General features: G+C 30.9%; 5 protein-coding genes. 2 read left to right on the top strand and 3 right to left on the bottom strand.

The window, feature by feature from the left end; all coding sequences use genetic code 11:
- Positions 1–1072: 1072 nt before the first annotated feature.
- Together ED2_RS14205 and ED2_RS14200 are read left to right on the top strand one after the other, a co-directional pair.
- A complete protein-coding gene (locus tag ED2_RS14205) occupies positions 1073–1327 on the top strand; it encodes an antitoxin epsilon (RefSeq protein ID WP_060789916.1) in 255 nt (84 codons plus the stop codon).
- Positions 1328–1425: 98 nt separating this feature from the next.
- Positions 1426–1854 carry an Hsp20/alpha crystallin family protein gene (locus tag ED2_RS14200; protein ID WP_060789915.1) on the top strand — a complete coding sequence of 143 codons (429 nt, stop codon included), beginning with the start codon at positions 1426–1428 and terminating at the stop codon, positions 1852–1854.
- A gap of 498 nt (positions 1855–2352) precedes the next feature.
- On the opposite strand, the gene ED2_RS14195 is transcribed toward ED2_RS14200, so the two are convergent.
- The 3 genes from ED2_RS14195 to ED2_RS14185 all read right to left on the bottom strand — a co-directional run.
- Entirely contained in the window at positions 2353–2958 is a 606-nt protein-coding gene (locus ED2_RS14195) for a helix-turn-helix domain-containing protein (RefSeq protein WP_060789914.1), read from the bottom strand.
- Positions 2959–3553: 595 nt separating this feature from the next.
- Positions 3554–3958 (bottom strand): hypothetical protein, encoded by a 405-nt coding sequence (locus ED2_RS14190; protein ID WP_060789913.1) that lies wholly within the window; start codon positions 3956–3958, stop codon positions 3554–3556.
- A 5-nt stretch (positions 3959–3963) separates the two neighbouring features.
- The coding region (locus ED2_RS14185) for a replication initiation protein (protein WP_060789912.1) at positions 3964–4560 on the bottom strand (597 nt) is incomplete at its 5' end.

Below are 4560 nucleotides of genomic sequence, written 5' to 3'. Positions count from 1 at the left end.
AATGAAGTCCACTATCTTTAATTGATTAGTGGTTAGCTCATGTCTTGCTCGTTTAATTAAATCATTACTTTCACATACATAGTAATACTGTTGTCGCTCATATGATTCTGTATTTAAATTGCGATTATCAACCCATAAATTTTGCATAAGAATATACCTCAATCTAACTTTGATAAATACATTGTAAACTGAAATGCCCAATAAGGTAAGTATTTTCTTATATTATTAAAATAAAAACATACCATTTACGTGTATTTTACTGCCCATTTACGTGTATTTTACTGCCCATTTACGTGTATTTTACTGCCCATTTACGTGTATTTTACTGCCCTATATAAGCCTTAAACACCTGATAATACTACATTTTTCTCGTCCTAAGTATTATAAATTATTTTAAAATAAATATATAAAATATAAGCACCCCCAAAAATTTATGTTTTATCTTGAGAAATCCAAGACAATATTTAACTAGCTAAACGATCATTTTCATGGTCAATATATAAAAGAATAAAAAAGGAGTGAGCGAAAAACACGCTCACATTGTACTTGCAGCGTTCACTTCGTTCACTCGCGAAAAGAAAAGATCACCCCTCTTTTAGGAATGGCTTTGGATAGCTCTAATTGCTCGCCTATCCTGTTTTAACTGTTTGGCAAGATAAATACGCTTAGTAAGCAATCAGGCGCCTTACAGGCGGTCAGGGCAAGCCCTAACAACCCTTAGGTAAAAAAGTAAGATCAATCCCCTATTCTTTATGTTTTTTCGATGAATCCATTCAAAACTGATTTTAAGCCACTTAGCAACCCGTTTCAGACGTTTCATTATCTTATTAGTATAAATAGCTGATTATCAGATAAAACCTCTTAAAACGAAAAATAGGCACCTTTACTGTTATCTCTAGTTGAATCTGATTGCCAAAATCTAATAAATGAACCGTAGAATGAAAATAAGAACCTTTTAGAAGCATTGATGTAATTCTAATTGCACGTTTTATTTTGATTAAACTAGCGTAGTCTGTTTAATTAAAATAAAATGTTTAGTTGAGCAAAGCGAAACCAGAAAGGAGCAAACAACATGACATTAGATTACAGAAAAACATTTGAAATTGAGATAATCAATGAATTTCAATCAGCGATTCACTCAAAAATGTTGAACTATGTTTTAAATAATGAACTCGATAAAAACGATTCTACAAACCTACAAACAAATTTGCTAAATCAATTATCAGACATGAATCAAATTAATTTATTTAAATTATCTCTTGAAGAACTAGAAGCCTACCATGAATATTTACGATCAATAAAAAAATATGCTGATAGCATCACATGAAAAATAATTTTACAATTTTCAAATAGCTTAATACTTGAAATCTGACTTTTTTTGACTAAAATAATGATTGAAAGAAAATATAGAAAGGATTGATTATTATGTCAAACGAGATTCAACGACGTAACTCAGACACATATAGTATGTCACCTTTTAATTTTTTTGAAGACTTTAGTCGTAATTTATTCAATGATTTTAAGCCAAATTTAGTCAAAACAGATATTCATGAAACTGATAATGAATATTTTGTAGAAGCTGAACTTCCTGGTATTCCTAAAGAAGACATTCAAGTTACTTACGAAAACGGAGTATTAACAATTAGTGGCCAACACCGAATTGATAAAGTAACCGAAGATAAAAAAGGAAAGCTGCTTCGTAGCGAACGTAGTTTAACAAGTGTCCGACGTCAATATTTATTAGAAAATGTTAAAGAAGACGAAATAAAGGCTTCTTATTCAGATGGAATTCTTAAACTAACCTTGCCAAAAGATAGTAACAAAGAAATAAAAAAATCTATTCCAATTGAGTAGTAATTAAAAAATTACGAAAAAAGGCGTCTATAAAGTTTTATAGACGCCTTTTTTCGTAAAAATAAATTATTTTTTCTTTCTCCATTCACTATCTAAAATCGAATAAATAATTTGATCTTAATAACCATTATCAACATGGGTCTCCATTACCAAAGGGCGCACTTATACCCACCAAATTTTTCTTACGAAAAATTGATAGATTCGTGCTAAAAAAGAGTACAGATCACTTTCATGAACTTGTACTATTTTTTCGTCAGGCGTGTTGGTTAAAATTCGCTTCGCTCATGTAAAAAGAAAGTAAAAAAAATAGTTAATCAGAATCATTGACCAACTGAATTTTTAGGTCAATGCGCACTTACACACCACTTTTAAAAGTGGTGTGTTTTTACTTGAAATTTTGTATGAGAAGTTGCAGTTTAAAAATGGAGAAACTATACTTAGTGCTTTGTTCTTTATTCTTTATCAAATGTTCAATATATGACTCTTTAAATTATTTGTTTAGAATAGATGGAGACCAAATTTCAAAATATAAATCAGTGGAATGATGGCTCCCCAAAAAATCATCATGATTGTTCGAACAACAGGTTGTTTCCACCAGAGGAAATCATCTGGATTTTTTTCTCTTGTTAGTTTTACGCCCCTTGTTAGAGGATATTTTTCATCCATTTTCAGAACCCATTTTGCTTTGTAGTACTTTATTACATAAAGGCCTAAGAAAAATAGTCCTATCCATAAGATACCCAGAAATGCTTGTGTATCTTCGGGAAGTTTATCTATAAAAGCAGCTAATAATAAAATGAATATATAAAAAATTAACGCCTTTATATTGAATACTTGTTTCTCTGCCTTTCTCTTTTCTAGTTGAATAGATTGTTCCTTAGACATAAAGTTTATTTCGCTGGATTGTTTTTCAGAAGATGAAAAAAGATCATTAATTTGAACCTCTAGTGCATTAGACACTAGTCTCAATGTCTCTAAACTGGAATCTTCTCCAGATTCTAAACGTTGAATGGTTCTTATACTTAGATTACTTTTTTCAGCTAATGTTTCTTGTGTCCATCCTTTTGATTTTCTGAGTAATGCAATCTGATTAGTTTGCCTCATAGTTTCTCGACCCCTTTATGATTTATTTGCATCCATCATAAACAAAACCCTATTCTATCACCACGACATCTACCTGTCAGTCATCTGACAATAATATGACAAAAGGCTGTAATCTATGGGAAAATAATGAATGGGATAAAAAATAGTGTAAGTTAAATTATTTAGTGAGTAGGTATCTAACGAAATATGTAGGTATAATCGTAAACAAGTTATTTAAAATCTTAGTCGACATAATCTGTATTAAACGAAGTAGCCCCTGGATCAACAGTTCCAGGGGCTTTCTTTGTGAATCGCAATTGGTCTACCTCGTTTGCCAAAACTAAACCCTAGTATATCAGCAATCCTCTGAGCGATAACTTGTGAATTTTATGGAATGACTGAGAAGGTTTTTTGTTATTTAAAAGGAAAATCTACCGGTCAGTTAACTCATAATTTATGCTATACTCATTCATGGCAACTTGCCTCCGATTGGAGGTGTTAACATGGTAAAAGAAATTCTAACGTTTCGCAAATTAAGTATAACATGCTAAAAAAAAGTACAAAATGTCTGCTAATGTAATTTGTTTTATAGACTAAAATGGTATCAATTTTGACCTTATCGCCAAAATTGATACCATTTTTTGACTTGCACTTTTTCTAATTCATGTTGTGTTTCTTCAAGTAATAACTGCTTATCTTTCAACTGTGCGTGCGTTAATTGGTGTAATTGTTGTTCTTGATCCAATAACTTCTGTAGGTTGTCTTGGCTGGTTAATAAATGGTTAATTATTCGATTCTTTTTATCCAATTCATTTAGTAGATAATCAGTAGTTAATTCATCGGTTTTTAACCGGCATTTTTCACCGGTCAATTCTTTTACAACAGTTGATACAGCTTCATCTGTTAAGTAGATAATCCCATTCTTTTTAACCAGTAAATTATCAGTTAATTTACCGGTCTGGTATTTAACTTTGTTTTTGTTTACACCTAATTCATCTGCTAGTTCTTTAATAGTTTTCATTTAGCTCACCTATTTTCAGTCCAATCATTATGAATCTCAACTTGAACAACTTTTCGACCTTTTGTTGCTTGAAATAGTTCAAGTTGCATATCGTCTATTTTTTCATTTATTTCATTGATTGCTTTAAGCAATATATTTTGTTTCATTTGTTTATATGTGTAGCTATCTGGTGCGCCTAGCATCTCTTTAAATTCATCTGGTGTTCCTTGTAGTATAGTTACCTTTGTTTTATCCTTGCACGCTTCTCGTATTAATTTGTATAGCAAAATAGAATATTTAGATTTTAATTTTACGGTATCAATCAATAAATATTGAGTGTAGTTCTTAGACAGTTGCAACAAATACGGTTTTAACTTATCTGCAAAGCATAACTCAACTTGACCATTGTCATAATAAGTAGCACTAGATACCCACCCACATTGTGTTATTGCTTTGCGTTCTTTGTCATAGATGATTACATCTTTCTTTCTCAAATCGTTTAAACTCTCTGCTAGCTGATTGTATGATCTGCCACTTGATTTTATATTCAACACTTTACATAACTCATACATCGAAGTATATACAGCTTCAAATTCTACGTCATTAGGCTTTATCTTAGAAAT

The organism is Enterococcus durans NBRC 100479 = LMG 10746, assembly GCF_001544215.1.
In the GTDB taxonomy this organism is placed as follows: domain Bacteria; phylum Bacillota; class Bacilli; order Lactobacillales; family Enterococcaceae; genus Enterococcus_B; species Enterococcus_B durans.
Note: the sequence above shows the minus strand (reverse complement) of the source record. Positions and strands in the feature narration are given on the sequence as shown.

Coding starts and splice junctions, on each gene's coding strand:
- ED2_RS14190 (WP_060789913.1), bottom strand. CDS start 3,958: ATGAAAACTATTAAAGAACTAGCAGATGAATTAGGTGTAAACAAAAAC.
- ED2_RS14195 (WP_060789914.1), bottom strand. CDS start 2,958: ATGAGGCAAACTAATCAGATTGCATTACTCAGAAAATCAAAAGGATGG.
- ED2_RS14205 (WP_060789916.1), top strand. CDS start 1,073: ATGACATTAGATTACAGAAAAACATTTGAAATTGAGATAATCAATGAA.
- ED2_RS14200 (WP_060789915.1), top strand. CDS start 1,426: ATGTCAAACGAGATTCAACGACGTAACTCAGACACATATAGTATGTCA.